15 protein-coding genes are annotated in these 17,200 nt (G+C 42.3%); 8 read left to right on the forward strand and 7 right to left on the reverse strand.

Annotation, left to right across the window (positions count from 1 at the left end; genetic code table 11):
* Together V7L01_RS04120 and V7L01_RS04125 are read right to left on the reverse strand one after the other, a co-directional pair.
* Window positions 1–503: hypothetical protein (locus V7L01_RS04120; RefSeq protein ID WP_335032195.1), on the reverse strand; the 503-nt coding region annotated here is incomplete at its 3' end.
* Window positions 504–654: 151 nt separating this feature from the next.
* The gene (locus V7L01_RS04125) at window positions 655–924 is read right to left on the reverse strand and encodes a hypothetical protein (RefSeq protein ID WP_335032198.1); all 270 of its coding nucleotides are present in this window, start codon (window positions 922–924) and stop codon (window positions 655–657) included.
* Window positions 925–1,074: 150 nt separating this feature from the next.
* On the opposite strand from V7L01_RS04125, the gene V7L01_RS04130 reads away from it, so the two are divergent.
* From V7L01_RS04130 to V7L01_RS04150, 5 genes are all read left to right on the forward strand, one after another.
* Window positions 1,075–1,758, forward strand: coding sequence for a response regulator transcription factor (locus V7L01_RS04130; RefSeq protein WP_335033144.1), 684 nt, complete (start codon window positions 1,075–1,077; stop codon window positions 1,756–1,758).
* Window positions 1,755–3,272 (forward strand): ATP-binding protein, encoded by a 1,518-nt coding sequence (locus tag V7L01_RS04135; RefSeq protein WP_335032200.1) that lies wholly within the window; start codon window positions 1,755–1,757, stop codon window positions 3,270–3,272. The genes V7L01_RS04130 and V7L01_RS04135 overlap by 4 nt, the downstream gene beginning before the upstream one ends.
* A 357-nt stretch (window positions 3,273–3,629) precedes the next feature.
* Window positions 3,630–4,100 carry an N-glycosidase gene (locus V7L01_RS04140; protein ID WP_335032201.1) on the forward strand — a complete coding sequence of 157 codons (471 nt, stop codon included), beginning with the start codon at window positions 3,630–3,632 and terminating at the stop codon, window positions 4,098–4,100.
* Window positions 4,101–4,659: 559 nt separating this feature from the next.
* A complete protein-coding gene (locus tag V7L01_RS04145; RefSeq protein ID WP_335032203.1) occupies window positions 4,660–7,413 on the forward strand; it encodes a GAF domain-containing sensor histidine kinase in 2,754 nt (917 codons plus the stop codon).
* A gap of 653 nt (window positions 7,414–8,066) precedes the next feature.
* Window positions 8,067–8,837, forward strand: a complete 771-nt coding sequence (locus V7L01_RS04150; protein WP_335032205.1) for a hypothetical protein — start codon at window positions 8,067–8,069, stop codon at window positions 8,835–8,837.
* Window positions 8,838–9,106: 269 nt separating this feature from the next.
* Here V7L01_RS04150 and V7L01_RS04155 read toward each other — a convergent pair whose 3' ends face one another.
* Window positions 9,107–9,961, reverse strand: coding sequence for a phosphate/phosphite/phosphonate ABC transporter substrate-binding protein (locus V7L01_RS04155; RefSeq protein ID WP_335032207.1), 855 nt, complete (start codon window positions 9,959–9,961; stop codon window positions 9,107–9,109).
* Window positions 9,962–10,142: 181 nt separating this feature from the next.
* On the opposite strand from V7L01_RS04155, the gene V7L01_RS04160 reads away from it, so the two are divergent.
* Window positions 10,143–11,057 (forward strand): Tll0287-like domain-containing protein, encoded by a 915-nt coding sequence (locus V7L01_RS04160; protein WP_335032209.1) that lies wholly within the window; start codon window positions 10,143–10,145, stop codon window positions 11,055–11,057.
* A 12-nt stretch (window positions 11,058–11,069) separates the two neighbouring features.
* Here the strand turns inward: V7L01_RS04160 and V7L01_RS04165 are convergent, their stop codons facing one another.
* A complete protein-coding gene (locus V7L01_RS04165; protein WP_335032211.1) occupies window positions 11,070–12,449 on the reverse strand; it encodes a serine/threonine-protein kinase in 1,380 nt (459 codons plus the stop codon).
* Window positions 12,450–12,881: 432 nt separating this feature from the next.
* Here V7L01_RS04165 and V7L01_RS04170 point away from each other — a divergent pair, with 432 nt between their 5' ends.
* Together V7L01_RS04170 and mltA are read left to right on the forward strand one after the other, a co-directional pair.
* The gene (locus V7L01_RS04170) at window positions 12,882–13,136 is read left to right on the forward strand and encodes a hypothetical protein (RefSeq protein ID WP_190728057.1); all 255 of its coding nucleotides are present in this window, start codon (window positions 12,882–12,884) and stop codon (window positions 13,134–13,136) included.
* A gap of 3 nt (window positions 13,137–13,139) precedes the next feature.
* Entirely contained in the window at window positions 13,140–14,399 is a 1,260-nt protein-coding gene (gene mltA, locus V7L01_RS04175) for a murein transglycosylase A (RefSeq protein ID WP_335033146.1), read from the forward strand.
* A 108-nt stretch (window positions 14,400–14,507) separates the two neighbouring features.
* On the opposite strand, the gene V7L01_RS04180 is transcribed toward mltA, so the two are convergent.
* From V7L01_RS04180 to V7L01_RS04190, 3 genes are all read right to left on the reverse strand, one after another.
* Window positions 14,508–15,377, reverse strand: a complete 870-nt coding sequence (locus tag V7L01_RS04180) for a DUF5895 domain-containing protein (RefSeq protein WP_335032213.1) — start codon at window positions 15,375–15,377, stop codon at window positions 14,508–14,510.
* Between the two features lie 442 nt (window positions 15,378–15,819).
* The gene (locus V7L01_RS04185; protein WP_335032215.1) at window positions 15,820–16,338 is read right to left on the reverse strand and encodes a 2'-5' RNA ligase family protein; all 519 of its coding nucleotides are present in this window, start codon (window positions 16,336–16,338) and stop codon (window positions 15,820–15,822) included.
* Window positions 16,339–16,399: 61 nt separating this feature from the next.
* Window positions 16,400–17,095, reverse strand: a complete 696-nt coding sequence (locus V7L01_RS04190) for a haloacid dehalogenase type II (RefSeq protein WP_335032217.1) — start codon at window positions 17,093–17,095, stop codon at window positions 16,400–16,402.
* Between the last annotated feature and the right edge of the window lie 105 nt (window positions 17,096–17,200).

The raw sequence follows: 17,200 nt of genomic DNA on the forward strand, positions 1-17,200 counted from the left end.
TCGCCTGGATTGGGAGGATTGGCAGGAACTCCCAACGCATTCTTTAACTGTGCTTCTGTAACTCCTAATTTTGCCGCCGCCGCTTTAAAATCAGGGCGAGGTGGGCGCTGATTGCGATCGCCTGGATTGGGAGGATTGGCAGGAACTCCCAACGCATTCTTTAACTGTGCTTCTGTAACTCCTAATTTTGCCGCCGCCGCTTTAAAATCAGGTCTGGGTGGACGCTGATTGCGATCGCCTGGATTGGGAGGATTGGGAGGATTGGCAGGAACTCCCAACGCATTCTTTAACTGTGCTTCTGTAACTCCTAATTTTGACGCTGCGGCTGCAAAATCAGGACGAGGTGGACGGCGTTGCCCATCCGGTGGTTGGTTGGGTGGTAGTTCCGCCTGTGCAATTTGAGAAAATTTATTAGCCGCATTTGCCTGATTGAGCGAAATAAAACCAAATGTGCCAACCAGAACAGGAATCGCTGTTACAACTAGTAATCGACGAATATTCATGATCGTTCTCCAAAAGATAGATCGTTTACATTTCTAATTCAACCGAACCAAAATTACAGTTTGCCCTGCTTGGAAATTACAATTTTGTAATTTGAGGAAAGAATGTTGCGATCGCAAACTTACAACGAGGCAAAATGCCAGGGGGCTGTAATTAACGGTTATTGCGTTCTAGGCGATTTTGTTCTGCGCCCTGATTCTGATTTTGGGGATGTTGGGGAGGACGCTTTTGATTATTTTGACGGGGTTTGGAATGTCTAACCTGGGGTTTTCGCTCGGATATTTGTGGTCTTTGAGACTGTTGTGAAATCTGTGCGTTCCGATTAGATGGATTAGCCGCATTTGCCTGATTGGGTGTAACAAAACCGAATGTACCAATCAAAAAAGGAATTGCTGCTACGGCTAACACTCGACGAATATTCATGTAAATCAACCTTCAAAAGGTGGGGTGTTCATATTTCTGATTAAGCCACCTCAAAATTACAGTCCACCTATTGTCTAAATTACAGTTTTGTAATTTAAGCAAAAAGGTAATGAATCTAGAATGGAGCAATATATGAACTAATAAATGCTTGTGAACGTTTTGTTTGTCGAAGATGAAGCGAAAATTGCTAACTTTGTCCGGGCTGGACTGAAGGAGCAGGGATTTGTTGTAGACTACTGCGATAACGGTGATGAAGGATATCTGCGGGCATTAGAAAATGAATATGATGTTCTCGTACTCGACATTATGGTGCCGGGAAAGGATGGATTATCGATTCTGAAACTCTTGCGGCGGCAAGGTAGGAATGCTCCAGTCATTTTATTGACGGCTCGGAATGAACTAGACGATCGCTTAGAAGGGCTAAATTTGGGAGCCGATGATTATATAGCTAAACCGTTTTTTGTGGAAGAGTTAGCGGCTCGAATTCATGCCGTTGTTCGCCGGAGTGTGAGCGATCGCCAAAATCTGCTTTGTGTTGGCCCCATCAAACTCGATCGCATCACCAGAGAAGTCACTTGCGATCGCCAGGCGATAGAACTCACTAGTCGGGAGTTTAATCTTCTGGAGTATCTCATGCGCTCTCCTGGAAGAGTTTTCACCCGTACCCAAATTCTGGAACACGTTTGGGGCTACGACTTTAACCCCAACACCAACGTTGTAGATGTTTGTATCCAGCGAATTCGTAAAAAGATTGACCCGATTGATGAAACAGTCTGGATTGAAAGCATTCGAGGGGTTGGATATCGGTTTCGCAAACCAGAGTCTAGCTCATGAAACTCTCTTCGTTTCGTCTCCGAATTGCCCTGTTATCTGCGGCTCTAGCTGGAACCACATTAGTAGGGTTTGGTGCAGTCTCCTGGTTTCAGATTTACAATGCTAAGATTAGCCGTCTTGATGCAGAACTGTTAAATCACTTGATGCGGGCAACTCCGAACTTGCCACCACGGGGGGAACCTCCGGAATTTCTGAGCAAAAGAAGCGGACTCTCACCCGATCGCTCGCGATGGCAGTTTTACGAAGACTCATTATCCTATGCCTTCGGCACCAATACAAAAACCCCCATTGCCTTACTGGTGCTTGATGCAAACAACAATATACTTTATCAATCCAACACCCTACCTGCCGACGTTGAAGTGAATCGTCTGCTGGTTAGCCGTCTTCAGTTGTCACCTCTGCCACCGCCTCCGAAGAGAGAACCACCGCCACCCTCCAATACAAACCCATCCGTTCAGCCACCGCCCTTTCTTCGTCCCCGCCCAACTCAATTTGTGACTGAGCAGACAAAAATAGCAGCTTGGCGGATTGGGGCAGCTAAATTTCCCAATGTTCAGGTTGCCATTGCCGTTAATCTGCAAGCCGTCGATCGAGAGATGGCTAGCATTCGCAATATCTTCCTAGTTTCAATTCCAGGAGCGCTACTGCTGGTTGCGATCGGAGCCTGGTTAGTTTCTGGTAGTGCTTTGCGTCCCATTGGGCAATTAACGAGCGTCATTCAACAGGTGACTGTCAAAGGACTAGATCAACGGATTCCCATTGGGACAACTGATATTGAATTTGTCGAACTGATTCAGGTGTTTAACCAAATGCTGGAACGCTTGGAACGCAGTTTTACCCAGGCTTCCCGCTTTAGTGGTGACGCGGCTCATGAACTAAAAACTCCACTGACTATTTTACAAGGCGAACTGGAACGAACCCTGCAACAGGTCGATCCTGGAAGTGAAGTGCAACAGCGCTTAAGCAATCTGTTAGATGAGGTGCGCCGCCTGAGTGGAATTATGCGAAAACTCTTGCTGCTATCTCTAGCAGATGCAGGAAAAATGAGTTTGTATTTGGTTGAGGTGGATATGTCTGAGTTGCTGATGGAGATGTTAGAAGATGTGGAAATGCTAGCTCCCCATTTGACTGTGCAAACTGAGTTTATTGATGGGCTACGTTTACAAGGCGATCGCGATCTTCTAATTCAAGTTTTGCAAAACCTGTTCAGTAATGCCATCAAATACAATCTCGCTGAGGGTTGGATACAGGTTCGCACTCATCAAACTCAAACAACTCTCCACGTCACTATTGCCAATGCATCCAAAGATATTCCTCTAAGCGAACGCGATCGCATTTTTGACCGCTTTTATCGCGGCGATCCGGCTCGAACTCGCAAGATAGAAGGCATCGGGCTGGGACTGGGCCTAGCCCGTGAAATTGCCAGGGCCCATCATGGCGACCTTACCCTTGACTCAACATCTTTTGGTCAAATAGCATTTACTCTCACCTTACCAATGAAGTTACAGAATTGAAGAAGAGGCAAGGGAGCAGGGAGCAGGGGGGATGGAAAAGAATGGGGATTCGACCCAATCAATTCGAGAACCACTTAGTAGAAGTGGGGGACTCATATCATGTCCGGTTGATTAGTTATAATTTCCGCATCTGTGCAAAAACCTGAAAACCCTTTCTCCCCCTGCTCCCTGCCCCCTTCCCCCTGCTTCTTCGTTGAGCGATCGCTCGGTAGAAGTTTGAGAATCTTTATTAAGTCGTTGGGAAGAATCCTTAGTGATATGAACCGAGAGAAAATCTGTTTGATAAGCTCGATTTTGGGTTACGAGTGCGATCTTTCAGCTACCCTGAAATTGAATATATAAAAGAGCAATTTTCAAATGACCATTTACTTTTATAAGGTTTGGCAGCCTTATGGCTGTTTTTCTAACTTCTCTCCCCACGGAATCCACATTCAGGATACTTACTGGCCAACCGTTGAGCATTATTATCAAGCGCAAAAGTTTGTAAGCAGTACAGATGCGGCAATTATACCCCTCATCCATGCCGCCGCCACCCCAGAAGAAGCTGCCGCTTTAGGAAGATGCGGCACTCGCCAACTCCGTCGAGACTGGGATTTGGTTAAGACTGAAATTATGCGAGAAGCTGTACTCAAAAAGTTTCTCACCCATACTGATATTAGAGAAGTTCTGCTGAGGACAGGCGATGAAATTTTGGTTGAAAACTCCCCAACCGATTCTTTTTGGGGCTGTGGCGCTAATAAATGCGGTCAAAATCATCTCGGTAAAACTCTCATGAGTGTGCGTGAAGAAATCCGTAAATTACTATCTTTAACAGTAATTTACGAATAATTTAATCAAAATAGTTACATTCAACATAAAATCAGCAATTAAACGGGGAATAGTAAAATTCCCCAGTCAAAACTTTTTGAAAAAGTTGCCAATAATTTAGTTATTTCTTTGAAAAAATGTTAATTAATTGAATTAATGGGCAAAAATGGTAAAAAATATTTTTAAGTTAAGGCAATTATTAAGAGTTGGTTTTGTAAGTAAATTTACTCAAATATTTTACTGAGTGAGAATATAAAATTAAGAAGTGTCAACAATTACATTTATATTAACTTTAGGCTTGACAGGATGTTTGGCAAGTCTTTAATGATATGCCAAGCGGTTTGATATCTCTCTAAATCAGCTTTAGAAGGGCTACGGAGATTAAGCAAAATATTGGAATATTTGCCAAATATCCTCCGATCCATTTCCAAAAATATTTCGCAAAAAATGTATGCCCCTAGCAATGCATTTCTAGCAAAGATTTCTGGAAATAGGATAAAAATCAAAGCATTGTAAGTTGAGAACTCCGCTCGGTGACAATTATAAAAAAAATATACTTCAGTCATGGTGTATAGAGGAAATGACATTTACCGATAAACCAAACGAGTTGCAGCAAAGCTTAGACCAAGAAACTTTACTGCACCGGATGATAAAACAGATCAGGCGATCGCTCGACCTCCAAGAGATATTAACGACTACCGTTAACCAAGTGCGTTTATTTTTGGGTGCAGATCGGGTAAAGGTGTATCGCTTTGATGCTGATGGTAGTGGTGAAGTCATTGCTGAATCTATTCATCAGCAAACTCTGCCATCCTTGTTGGGGTTACGCTTCCCAGTTCATGATATTCCACAAGAAGCTAGAGAGATGTTTCTGTTAGCGCAGCAACGTTCGATTGTGGATGTGGCAAACGGCAAAATTGGGCTATCGCCTCTACAGTCAAAAGAAACTGGCAAACGTCTACAAACTAATATCTACTATCGGCAAGTAGACCCGTGCCATATTCAATATCTAAAGGCAATGGGCGTGCAGTCTTCCTTAGTACTGCCAATTTTACATTCCGACCTACAAGAACAATCGGCAAAGCCGAAATTATGGGGATTGTTGGTAGCTCACCACACGAAACCGCGAAAAATTTTGAAGCGGGAACTAAAACTATTGCAGCAAGTTGCTGACCAGGTAGCGATCGCGATCGCTCAAAGTAATCTCCTCACCACAGCCGGCATCAAGCAAGAGCGAGAAGCTACCATAAATCGAGTCACCACATTACTGCATAAACTACCGACAATCCAATTACAAGGAGCGGTAGAAGAAGTTATTAGTGCCTTGAATGGAGTAGGTGGCAGGCTTTACATTGAACAGAGTCGGGAACTATACACCTGGGGCGAACAACCAACACTTCCCTATGAGTTAGATAACAATATTATCGAACAGCATCCCATGTGGCAAAACTGGATGGCTGAGTGTAAACAAGGTAATATTTGGGCAACTGCTGACCTCTATAAAGAACCACATTTGCGAGTTTTGGCTTTAGCATTCCGTTCGACTCAAATTCGCGGACTGATGGTGATTCCCCTGCATTATCGCGAAAAATTTATTGGTGTATTAAGTATTTTTCGCTCTGAATTTGAAACGGAAATCTTGTGGGCAGGACGATGCGAACAAAATCGGCGACAACTGTTACCCCAACTTTCCTTTGAGGTTTGGCAAGAGCAAAAAAAGGGGCAAGCACCTGAGTGGAAGCCGGAAGATATATTATTGGCGCAAGCCTTATACGAGCATTTCTCAATGGCAATTCAGCAGCAGCAAATGTATAAACAGGTACAAACCCTGAATGCCAACCTAGAATTGCGGGTGCAAGAGCAAACTGCTGAACTCGAAAAATCATTACTGTTTACCAAAATACTCAAGCAAGTTACAGAACAGATTCGCCGCACGTTGGAATTGCAGACAACCCTGCAAACTATCGTTCGGGAAGTCCGTCCTCTGCTAAATTCAGACCGAGTGCTGATTTTCCAACTGAAGAGTAAATCGGTGATTGTGGAAGAGATTAATGGTAATTGGCAGTCAGTTTTGGGAGTGAATGCACCAGAGGAATGCTTTCCTGATGAGCATACCCGTCTATACTGTCAGGGCAGAGTCCGGGCAATTAACAACGTTTCAACAGCTTCTTTAAGTGATTGTCATCGAGAGTATTTGCAGAGTCTGCAAGTGCAAGCAAATTTAATAGTTCCGATTAATATAGGTATGGAGCTATGGGGGTTACTAATTGCCCATGAGTGTGAGGCTCCCAGAAATTGGCAGAATGCAGAAATTGATTTATTGCAACAGCTAGGAGATCAAGCTGCGATCGCCATTCAACAAGCACAACTCTACGAACAAACCTGTGATGCCGAAATTGAAGCCAGAAATCAAGCTGCACAGTTAGAGCATACCCTACATCAACTCCAAGAAACACAGACAAGATTGATTCACACCGAAAAAATGTCCGGGTTAGGACAGTTGGTGGCGGGTGTCGCCCACGAAATCAACAACCCCGTTAACTTTATCTACGGTAACCTGTGCCACGCCAGTGACTATACCGAACAATTGCTAGAAATTTTACGTCTCTACCAGCTACACTATCCCCACCCTCATAGTGAAATTAAGGCCGCGATCGAAGCGGTCGATTTTGAATTTTTGGTAGAAGACCTCCCAAAAATTATGACCTCAATGCAAGTAGGAACCGATCGCATCCGCTCAATAGTGCTGTCATTACGCAATTTTTCTCGCTTGGATGAGGCTGAAAACAAGCGCGTTGACCTGCATGAAGGCATTGACAACACCTTATTAATTTTGCAACATCGGCTCAAAGGAAATGCTGAATTTCCACGCATTGAGGTAATCAAAGACTATGGCAACATACCAGAGGTGGAATGCTATGCCGGCCAAATGAATCAGGTATTTATGAATATTTTCAGCAATGCCATAGATGCCCTGCTAATGCAGGCTGAGGGCTGGGAAATGGGAACTGGGGATAAGAGGGACAAGAAGAATAATGCAGGACTAATACCCACTATCCACATTTCCACTAAAGCCTCAGCAGACAACTCTTATCTGTTGATTCGTATTAGTGACAATGGGCCCGGAATGCCTGAAGAGGTGAAAAAGCGAATTTTTGACCCGTTTTACACTACCAAACCTGTTGGGAAAGGTACAGGGCTGGGACTGGCAATCAGCTATCAAATTATTGTCGAAAAACATAGTGGAATAATGGAGTGCATTTCAGAACCTGGCAAAGGTACAGAGTTCTGGATTGAGATTCCCATCAAGTCTCCAGAGAAAATAGTTAACTAAAGTTAAAGGAGTAGGGGGAGCAGGGGGAGAAAAACAAATGAACAATGCCCAAATCAACCACTGGAAGCAAGATTTTAGAATATTACAAAATGTTAGTTTCAAAACTTAAATCTAACTTAGCAATTACTCAATTCATCCAAAAGGTTGATGATAAAATTTTAACAATAGATTAAATAAAAAATTAGAAGCTATCGAGAGCGACCAGTATATTGATTTAGTTTAAAAATACTTCAAAAGTAAAGTTTAATTGCAAAAAAAAATCCTTTCATTCAGAAGTGATAATTTAATAACTGAAGCTACTAAATAGGCTTCCCTGGCAGATATAAGAGCTGCATTTGAGTTGGAATGTAGTAAGAGGTAAAAGACGCTGTTTAACTTACATCTGTCTCGTGAAAAGACAACAACACCCAACGTGAAAACTGCTATTTCCTCAAATATGGAAGATTAGGGGGCACTGTAACTGATTTTCATTACTTGTTTACAGAAGCAATGAAAGTTTGTACATCCCTGGCTAGGATAAACAAGGAGAGGAGATAGTTCAGCGAGTAGAAGTTTGGGTGTTGTTGTGTTTAGAGAGAAGTCTGAAATAAAAACTCTTCTGGGTGTAAGATTATACGAGGTTGAATAGCGAGAAACATTTGAAATAGCGTCTTATGTCAATTATTGCGCTCAGAGCGTGGTATCTACAGGATTACGAGCCGATTCCAGAACTGGAAAAACGTCCGCCAGACATTCGCTTAAGCAAAAAAAGCCTGCTGAGATCGGCATTGCGAGCAGACTTTTTGGAAGAAAGCGACGAAGTTAAGAAATCAACTTGGTTTGGACGCTATCTGGAAGGGGAAAATATTGAATTTTATATTGAAGGTAGTGGTGGCTATTGCGTCGCTAACATTGACTTAATTAGTCATGAAATTTATTTCACCAAGCAGGCGCTGTTGGCTCAGTTAGAACCAACGATTTTTTTATCCTACCAAACTGAGTATGCCGCAGCGACTAATGTTCTCAGAGAAGAACTGCGAAAAAGTTTGGACAGTTTAAACTTGCGATCGCGCCTTCCTCTAACATTAGTAGAAGCTTCTCGCCCCACTGGTGCTACTGTACGAATTAACCGCACGATCCTGCGAAAAATCCGTAGGAGTTTGTTATTTATCGCTGACACCACCCCCATTGCTAGTATTGATGGTAAAGAAACCTCCCAATTAATTCCCAGCCCAAATGTCTGTATTGAGATTGGCTATGCCATCCAAAGTAAGCGGTCTGAACAGATTATATTAGCGCAAATGCAACGCCCAGACTTTGAAGGGCAATTTGCTTTCGACTTACCGACACAGCAAATTTTGCAATTTCAAGATACCACAGAACTGAATAAAATCCTGACAGCAACTATTCAAAACCAGTTAGCACGATTCAAATTGTTTTTTTGAGCAAGATTATAGGGGAGAAAAACCTTCTTAAAGTCCTCCTTTTTAAGGAGGATTTAGGAGGATCTAAAGCTTTTGATACATCAGCCACTACTTTTCAAACATCCTCTTAAGGTTTTTGTTAAAACTAGGTAATACCAATTCAATTAATGATTGCAACACATCCTTGGGTAAAGACGCGATGAATCGCGTCTCTACAAAAAATGGTCTATTTGTTCCATTCTTTTTTCAAATTAGTATAAACTTCTGTCACAGTAAATTAGGGACTAGCCTTAAAATAAACGAACAGGCTTTTTTTGCAGTTGAGAAGTAATAGAACTCACTCGATCGACCACAGAAATCATGTATTTGTAATCTGGTACTTGTCCATTTGGTACATACCCGACTTCTTCAGCTAAACCTGAAGGCGAATCACTCATCACTTTACGGATAAACTCTTGACGGTTACGTTCTACATCAGGCCCAATCAAGACCACACCTAATGGTACATAGTGAGGGTCTTTAAATAGTATGCGGAATTCGGTTGGGGCCAACTGTGAACTGTAGAGAGCCAATTCAGCCTCCGAAACTGCACAGGCGATCGCTTTTCCTTGTGCGACCAATTCCAGCGCGGCTTTGGGCGTGGGTGCAAACAGTATGTCAGCTAGTGTTGTACCATAAAGATTGTAAAGTGGAAAATAATATCCTGTTGCTGAACCTAACTGTCCTAAAGCCAGCGTTTGACCTTGTAGCTGTTTCAAGTCGGTTCTCGGATTGTCTTTGCGAACAACGAAGATTGAACGCAAATTACTAATACCTATTAAAGGAAACAGGGGAACATATTGGTAGTGTGCGATCGCGATCGCTGCTAAACCTGGTGGAGCAAATACCAATGACCAAGCACGAGCCTTAAGGCGCTCAACCGCTTTATTTTCATTAAAAGCAGGCTCTAGCTGAATATATGCATTTGTCTTCTCGCCCAAGTAACTATTAAATTTAGCATATTGGTTAATTATCTGTTCGCCTCCACCATAGTTGATAACACCAATAGTTAATGTGCCCTCAAACCCCCGCGATCGTTGGCAGGCGGCAAATGTCAAACCTAGCAGATTAAACAGAAATAAACGACGGGTAAATCGCAAAGACATCACTAATTATGGTTAAGGAAGTAACTTGGCTTTCAGAATTAATTTAGATAAGTTTGAATGCTGCTTAAATAGGTTAAATTTCAGCCAAAAATTAATATTTATTTAAATATTGTTGAGATGGTTACTAACAAGTATAAATAAATATTAGACAAACTCAAATCTCACCTTCATTGCTTAGGTTATGTTAAACAACATTACGTTAAAAAACTTAAAAATAGGTGCTAAATTTAACTTACTTTTAATATTAGTTTTCATAGTCAGTATTGTGGGGAGTGGTGTTGCCTTATCCAGTGTACTTCAGGGAAGGGCGCAAAATGAAGTGACTTCCCAAGCGCAGATTCTCATCCAAATGGTGAACGCAGTTAGAAACTATACACAAAGTCGTATAGTTCCCCTATTGGAACCTCAAGTAGATACTAACCCAACGTTCCTGGCTGAAGTAGTACCAACTTTTTCTTCTAAAGAGGTTTTTGAAAATTTCCGCAAAAAGCCGGAATATAAAAACTTTTTTCATAAAGATGCAACACTTAATCCAACGAATTTAGCAGATAAAGCCGATAGTTTTGAAACTCAACTTGTAGAGCGTTTTCGCAACGAACCCAAAACTCTAGAAATTACCGGCTTTCGCACCTTGTCAGAAGGCGAAGTATTTTACATTGCACAACCACTCAAGATTACACAACAGCAATGTCTGCGATGTCATACTACACCAGATCAGGCCCCTAAGAGTCAGTTGGCAACTTATGGTTCGGAAAATGGTTTTGGCTGGCAACTCAATCAGATTGTTTCTGCCCAAATAGTCTCTGTTCCTTCTCAAGAGATTTTCGCCAATGCCCATCGGACTTGGATATTGATCATGGGGCTTTTAATTGCGATCTTTGCGATCGTAGTTTTCTTAATTAACTTCTTAATCAAAAAATATGTGATTCAGCGCATCAGAAGAATAGAAAAAATAGCCCAAAAAGTTAGCATTGGTGATATGAGCGCTGATTTTGAAGAAAGCTCTAATGATGAAATTGGCGGGCTAGCAGAAGCATTTAATCGAATGAAAGCTAGCTTAAAAATAGCTATGGATATGCTCAATAGCCAAGGCTAAACAATTCCAAATTCAAGAAAGTAGGCGCTGCTGAAATTGCAAAGCTTTTTGAGGTTCGGGAATTTGTGATGCTAACAGTTTTACAAATTCTGCACGAGAAACTTGCCCGGAAGACTTAACAGCTTTTTGGACTAAAAACGTAGCTATTGGGCCAATAAAAACAGCTAACTCCCGCTCACACTGATGTACAAAGCTCTCGCTGATTACTTCAGATTCTTGACTTGGTAAATGATTTGACTTAGTTTCAGATTTAACAGTAAATTCCTGTAGGAAAGTAGGTTTCTCAAATAGAAACATTGTTTTCTTCTTAAAATCAATTTGTTGATTTCCTCGAAGATGAACAGCCAATTGACTAATTAATTCTTCGCAGTTGGGCGCTGATGCTGCAACTTGTCGTAGTAATCTTGAGGCAACGGGGCCAACAAATTCTAAAAGAATTGTTTCCAGCCGACTGTAATTTTCTGGTGACAGGATAGAAGCAGGCGGATACCCAATTGAGTTTTGTTGAGAAAGTGAAGCTTGAGGCGGTTGTGTAGAAGATAGTGGTTGAAGTGATTGCGCTTCTACTTTAGTACCCAGATGCTTAAGCACCTGTAGAACTTCAGCCGCAGACTGATAGCGCTGTTTAAAGTGGTGTAGCACCATTTTAGATAGTACAGATGCCAACTTAGAACTAACGTTAGCTTGATGCTGCCAAGAAATTTCTCCTGTATCTGGATCTTCCTCAAAATTTATAGGATGTAACCCCGTCAGCGATTGAATAGCAATAATCCCCAAGGAATAAATATCGCTGTTGGGGCGGGGTTTACCTTGCCCCTGTTCTGTAGACATATATCCTGGGGTGCCAATGATAATAGTAGCCCCCGTGTGCCCTAGAACTGTAAGTAGTTGAGTTTGAACTTGTTTGACTGCGCCAAAGTCAATCAGCACTAACTTCCCGTCTTGTTGCCGCCTGATTATATTGTCCGGCTTGATATCTCGATGGATAACGTTGTGGCTGTGAATAAATTGCAGAATACCTAATACCTGTTGGAGCAGTTGAATTACTTTCTCTTCTGTCCAAGGTTGATTGGGGAATAGTTCCGCTTTCAGAGTATGTCCTTCAATGAATTCTTGCACCAAGAAGAACTCTTGGTTATCTTCAAAATAGGCTAAGAGCCGAGGAATCTGGTCATGGTTACCCAGTTGTTCTAGTGTTTCTGCCTCACTGGTAAATAACCGTCTGGCAGTTTCGAGAAATTCAGGGCTACGAATGACGGGCTTAAGGTGTTTGACAACGCATTTTGGGAAACCTGGGCGATGGGTATCTTGGGCTATGTAGGTTTGACCGAATCCACCTCCACCTAATACCTGGAGGACTTGGTAACGTCCGTCTAATAACTGTCCTAACATTGTGTCACAAGCCTTAAGTCCTCAAATTAATCTTGGCACAACTACTAGCTTTGGCAAGGTTTGTTGAGAAAGAAAGTAGGTAGATAGTGCTGAAATTTTAGGGTTTTTTGGGGATTATTGTAGTACAACTTCACGACTCTCTAAAGTAAACTTACATTTTTTAAGGAACTGCTTAAAAAATTAGCCGTCTAGAGTGAAGAGTCATTGGCATTGGAGAGCCACTATGTTGCCTCTTTTGCCCCAGTTGTACCCCTACGGGGAAGCAAGCTACGCGCAGCGACGATCGCAGGAGAAGCAAGTGGCATTTTATTGATGTTCACCCTTGCCCCCTACGCCTCTGCTCCCCTACTTGCGTGTCCCGTATGCTTACCCTTTTCATTCGGGGGTTACGTGGTTAACAATAGGTTGATGTTTTTCAAATAATCCAACCTTATGGCTAGAACTGCAAATGAATATGCCGTATACCTCCTACTGGAAAGCGGCCACCGGGAAGAAGTACGTTTTCCTACTATTCAAGAGTTTCAAAAATGGTATAGTGGCGAACTTGTGCCAAAGTCTGCTTCTAATGACTTTATTAGCGTGCCGATCAAAAATATTCAAGGAGAATATATGGTAGTACGCCCTTCTCGGATCGTGGCAATCCGGGTAGAACCAATTTTTAGTTCCAGTGTTGAAAGATTCAACTAAATGATGAGAAAAACCCTTGCTTTGCTTTCCTTGAGTCTGGGAATTGCCCTTGTAAACCCTCTCTGGTCGGCTGTTGCTCAGGTTCCTAATTTACTGCCGTTGCCAGTACCCACCGCTCCCGATCTCCCGCCTCTACCAATACCAACCATTCCTGAGGTAACGCCACCGCTAAAACCAATAACTATAGGAAGCAATTGTACGCTCCGGCAGAGTTGCTTGGGTTGGGATGACCAAATTTGGGGACAAAGGGGCAAAGCAGGCGATCGCAACGCGCTGTTGACTTCCATTGATAACAGTCTGCTTTACCTAACAAAGGGTGAGGCGATCGCAGCGTATCAAAATTATCCAGTTAAGGAAATCACCCTCGATCGCGTCCGCCGGAGTTTGCTACGTTTCCGCCAACTGGTTGTCAGTTCTAAATCAGCAGACCAATTACAAGCCGCTGTTAGCCGAGAGTTTGTCTTATACCAGTCTGTGGGCAACGATGGCAAGGGTACTGTTAAGTTCACTGCTTACTACGAACCTGTTTACACCGCTAGCCGTGTCAGGACTGCAATATACAAGTATCCTCTTTATCGGCTACCACCTAATTTCAGCCAATGGGCGAAACCCCACCCAAAACGAATTGATTTGGAAGGGAAGGATGGTTTAAAAGGGAATAAGAGCAAGTTGCGCGGTTTAGAACTGCTTTGGTTCCGCGATCGCTTTGACGCATACATGGTACATATCCAAGGTTCTGCCCAAATTAAATTAACTAATGGCAAAACAACATCAGTTGGCTATGCAGGTGGAACTGATTACCCTTGGACTAGTATCGGCAAAGAACTAGCGAAAGATGGCAAACTGCCACTGTCAGGATTGACTATGCCACGGATGATTAGTTACTTCCGAGGAAAGCCGCAGGAGTTGAACAATTATCTGCCGCGCTGGGAACGATTTATTTTCTTCCAAGAAACAGGTGGTGCAGGAGCTAGAGGCAGTATTCATGTGCCAGTGACAGCAGAGCGTTCCATTGCTACAGATAAGTCTCTCATGCCACCGGGAGCGCTAGCGCTGATTTACAATTCATTTCCCTATCCTGCTGGTGGTGGCAAACTAGAGAATCGTACAGTCAGCCGCTTTGTGCTTGACCAAGATACAGGAAGCGCCATCAAAGGCCCGGGGCGGGTGGATTATTTTATGGGGTCTGGGAAATTAGCAGGCGATCGCGCTGGCATCACAGGCGGTAATGGTTCACTATATTATTTGCTGCTCAAAGAATAGAGTATGGGGCATTGAAAAGAGGCAGAGGGGCAGGGAGCAGAGGGGAAAGAGGTAATTTTATTATTCTCCCCCTTGCCCCCTGCTCCCCTGCTTCTTCCCCACTCTTATCTAATACGGCGGATAAGCAAAATCATCTTCATCAGCATAAACATAAGAGTTTGAAACTCCTGCCATTGCCAATTTTGGCGTTTCTGATTTCACAGGTTCCTTGCCAAAATCTTTGTATTCTTCAAAAGTCTTACAAATCATTGCAGACTCAAGAGAATCGGAAGCAATTAAGTATTGCGTTAAAGTCCCTACCGTGGGATGTTTATAGTCCACAGTTGAAGCTACCAAAACTGTATTTGGTTCAATACCTCTTTCTTCACACTCAATTATCGGGCAGAAAATCCCGTGAGCGTGGAACAACGGCCCTTTTGGTGTCAAAGGTAGTTTGCGATAAACAGCATAAGCTTTTTCTAGTTCAGCAACGAATCCACTAACTACTTTACCTTGTTGATATTCGCAGTAGGTTTTGCTAAAACTTGCTCCGGCGGCACCATTAAGAGTTAGTTGTAGCGGTGATTCATGCAAAAACTTTTTATTCTCGCCCACGATAAAAATTAGATAGCGAGTAAAGGTTTTAAATTTAAGTTTGTCGGCTAAGAAAGCATCATAATTCTCTTTGAGCGTACCCAGTTTTATACCACTTTCCCGGTCTTTGACAGACAATGGCCCTCGACGCACTAAAACCAAGCGTGGAGTAGCGGTGATAAAGACTGTTTCTACTCCAGAGCTAAATTCATGCTCCACTTGCTGCCAATTCTCATCTGGCACAAAACCGACAGCATTGGCATTATCTAGCTTAATTGCCAAACCGTGGGATTGTATGCCATCTGTGCCATACCGAGGATTAATCATCTGACACCAGGGAAGGACTTGAGAAGGCGGTGCATTGAATTTATCGTCTTCAAAGTCAAAATTAGCAGATGCTTTCATCGTTTTAGGCTATCAAAGTGTTTTATTGAACAATTTTATCCGCAGGGAGCCGATCCTGGGGAGCCAGTTATGTGCTGTGGTTCGCAAATAGGAACTTAAACTGGCGTAGTAGTTTTTCCAGAGTAAGACAGAATCAATCTATCTTGCAATCCTTGTTTCGTTTTTTAACAACAGATTCTTACTTTGGCATCTCCCTATTTCTCTGCAATTTTCTGCTATTTTCGGGCGATAATCCCATAAAATCACTCAATTAAGACTTACGCAAAAATTACTAAAAAGCTTAATTTCTCGTAGGCACGTAGTAGTTTGTCCTAGTCTAGCGTCAAGTCGAGCCAGTGCCGTGCGTATTTTTTCCCATTGAAAAATCACTGCGCTAACTCCCCTTCAAAAAGGCTTGCTCTAAATTCTTTCCTGAAAAAGCAGGGTTAGGGAAGATCGAGTCTTAGCCTAAGCGGATTAATATATATTCTTGGCTCCAAACTATTTGTTTGTTCGCATCATTAATCTTCAACAAATTTAATTTGTCCACTATACAACGATAATCTAAATCTAACTGCTGCGCTTCTTCCAAGGCTTGTGAGTATTGAATTTTATTTTTACTAAACACTCCTAACGTTAGATGTGGAACAAAGGGTATATATTCTCTGCAATATTCAGCTAATATACCCGTATATAGTTGATTATGTAATTTTATCACATCTTCCTTTCCTTCCTGAACCATCAAAAACAGATATTCATCCCATGATTTTTGTAATCCCTTTAGATGGATAGGAAATGGTTTCCATGTACTCAGGATGTTTTTAATATGGAGAGTAAGACTATCTCGATCGATAGATTCCAGTAGGGGAAACACCAGAGTTATATGCGGTTCGATTAAATCAACTTGCGGATCGTATTTCTCCCTAAATTTATCGATCCCTTCTACCTTGATATTTAAGTAATATACGAGCGCGTAAGCCATGCTTATGAATAGTTTTTGGATGCTACTTTTTTCCTCCCGCGATTAAATTAGGATCGGCAAATTACTTTGAACTTAAAGCAGCGAGAGTCTTCAAATCAGGTACTTCTAAATCAGGTTGACTGACTGCTGGGAAGTTAGCGCTAACCCCTTCTTGTTCTGCTCCACGGTTTACCCAGACTGTTGATAGTCCCAGAGATTTGGCTGTAACGATATCGTGATATACACTAGCTGCAACGTGTAATATCTGCTCTAACGGTAAATCAATTCTTTGAATAGCCACTCTGAAGTTGTTTAAGGAGGGTTTATAGCTTTTTACCTGTTCTGCTGTGATTATTTGGTCAAATTCCACTTCCAAGTGCTTTGCCGAGAAAGCAAAAAGATCGTCATCTACATTTGAGATAATTACCAGCTTAAATTTTTGCTTGAGGGTTTTAAGTGACTCAACTGTATCGGCGAAAGGCAGCCAATGCTGAATCGAATCAGCAAGTGAATTTAGTTCATCAGCAGTTGGTTCAAAGCCAAATCGTCCACCAAATTTCTGGACTACTCTCTTCAAAACTTCTCGATATTTGATATAATCCCCACTTTCCAGTTCTGCTTCAAATTCAGCAAAAAGTTCCAGAATTTGCCCGTCATCCAAATTAGTGTTATGTGCCAGGAGAAGTGGCTTTAGGGCCCCTAAGATGCCGTTTTCCCAATCGATTAGGGTTCCGTAACAATCGAAAGTTAAAGCTTTGTACTGATTTAATTCAATCACTTCTTATACTCCAGAGCTTGATTGGTAGTGTTCAGTTTTCATAAACCAAAAGACGGGTGAACCCATCTGCGTTGGCGCAGCCCGCCGCAGGCATCGCCACTTTTA

Origin of the sequence: Nostoc sp. (assembly GCF_036917095.1) — a bacterium.
Taxonomy (GTDB): Bacteria; Cyanobacteriota; Cyanobacteriia; order Cyanobacteriales; family Nostocaceae; genus Nostoc.

Excerpts from the sequence above, each read along its gene's own strand:
- V7L01_RS04165 (WP_335032211.1), bottom strand. The coding sequence starts at position 12,449 with ATGTTAGGACAGTTATTAGACGGACGTTACCAAGTCCTCCAGGTATTA.
- V7L01_RS04155 (WP_335032207.1), bottom strand. The coding sequence starts at position 9,961 with ATGTCTTTGCGATTTACCCGTCGTTTATTTCTGTTTAATCTGCTAGGT.
- V7L01_RS04140 (WP_335032201.1), top strand. The coding sequence starts at position 3,630 with ATGACCATTTACTTTTATAAGGTTTGGCAGCCTTATGGCTGTTTTTCT.
- mltA (WP_335033146.1), top strand. The coding sequence starts at position 13,140 with ATGAGAAAAACCCTTGCTTTGCTTTCCTTGAGTCTGGGAATTGCCCTT.
- V7L01_RS04150 (WP_335032205.1), top strand. The coding sequence starts at position 8,067 with ATGTCAATTATTGCGCTCAGAGCGTGGTATCTACAGGATTACGAGCCG.
- V7L01_RS04145 (WP_335032203.1), top strand. The coding sequence starts at position 4,660 with ATGACATTTACCGATAAACCAAACGAGTTGCAGCAAAGCTTAGACCAA.
- V7L01_RS04125 (WP_335032198.1), bottom strand. The coding sequence starts at position 924 with ATGAATATTCGTCGAGTGTTAGCCGTAGCAGCAATTCCTTTTTTGATT.
- V7L01_RS04185 (WP_335032215.1), bottom strand. The coding sequence starts at position 16,338 with ATGGCTTACGCGCTCGTATATTACTTAAATATCAAGGTAGAAGGGATC.
- V7L01_RS04135 (WP_335032200.1), top strand. The coding sequence starts at position 1,755 with ATGAAACTCTCTTCGTTTCGTCTCCGAATTGCCCTGTTATCTGCGGCT.
- V7L01_RS04160 (WP_335032209.1), top strand. The coding sequence starts at position 10,143 with ATGTTAAACAACATTACGTTAAAAAACTTAAAAATAGGTGCTAAATTT.
- V7L01_RS04180 (WP_335032213.1), bottom strand. The coding sequence starts at position 15,377 with ATGAAAGCATCTGCTAATTTTGACTTTGAAGACGATAAATTCAATGCA.
- V7L01_RS04170 (WP_190728057.1), top strand. The coding sequence starts at position 12,882 with ATGGCTAGAACTGCAAATGAATATGCCGTATACCTCCTACTGGAAAGC.